The organism is Streptomyces javensis, from assembly GCF_039525925.1.
In the GTDB taxonomy this organism is placed as follows: Bacteria; Actinomycetota; Actinomycetes; order Streptomycetales; family Streptomycetaceae; genus Streptomyces; species Streptomyces asiaticus.
Genome location: NZ_BAAAIF010000251.1, coordinates 1 through 1,007 on the forward strand (window position 1 = coordinate 1; position 1,007 = coordinate 1,007).

1 protein-coding gene is annotated in these 1,007 nt (G+C 67.1%); it reads left to right on the top strand.

The genetic code is table 11. The features are described from left to right. A partial coding sequence (locus tag ABD329_RS47810) for an acyltransferase domain-containing protein (RefSeq protein ID WP_344318291.1) occupies window positions 1-1,007 on the top strand: 1,007 nt, incomplete at both ends.

Consider the following 1,007-nt stretch of genomic DNA (forward strand, 5'->3'; position numbering starts at 1 on the left):
GATGAGGTGCGGGCGCTGCTGGGCGATGGTGTGGTGGTTGCGGCGGTGAATGGTCCTGAGTCGGTGGTGGTCTCGGGTGCTGAGGATGCGGTTCAGGTGGTTGTGGATGTGTTGGCTGGGCGTGGGGTGCGGACGCGGCGGTTGCGGGTGAGTCATGCGTTTCATTCGGCTCGTATGGATGGCATGCTCGCGGAGTTCGGCGAGGTGCTTCGGGGCGTGGAGTTCCGCGCCCCGAGTGTGCCCGTCGTATCGAATGTGTCGGGTGTGGTGGCCGGTGAAGAGCTCTGCTCGCCGGAGTACTGGGTGCGGCATGTGCGGGAGACGGTCCGATTCGCTGACGGGCTGAACACCCTCCGGGAGCGAGGGGTTGGCTCGTTCCTGGAGTTGGGACCGGACGGGACGTTGTCCGCGCTGGTCGATGGCGACGGTGTGTCGGTGCTGCGGCCTGGTCGTCCCGACCCCACTGCGGCCATGACCGCTCTGGGGGAGCTCCATGTGCGCGGTGTGGAGGTGGACTGGGGCGCGGTGTTTCCGGGTGCTCGGCGGGTTGATTTGCCGACGTATGCCTTCCAGCGTGAGCGGTTCTGGTTGGAACCGGCCGCTGAGCGATCTGCGACGAGTGCGGTGGACGCGGCGTTCTGGGACGCGGTCGAGCGTGGGGATCTCGGTTCGTTCGGCATTGATGCCGAACAGCCCCTCAGCGCAGCTCTGCCCGCCCTCTCGTCCTGGCGCCGCCGTCACCAGGAGAGGTCACTGGTCGACTCCTGGCGGTACCGGCTCGACTGGTCCCCGATCGGGACCGCTTCTGAGCAGTCGAGTCTGACCGGCACGTGGCTGGTGGTGGGCGAGGGCGGAGACGATGTTGTTGCCGTGCTGCGTGCTGCGGGGGCTGATGCGCGAGTTGTGACGTCGGTGGAGCTGGGTGTGGGGCCGGTTGCGGGTGTGGTGTCGTTGTTGTCGGTTGAGGCGACGGTGGCGTTGCTGCAAGCTCTTGTTGGGGCCGAGGT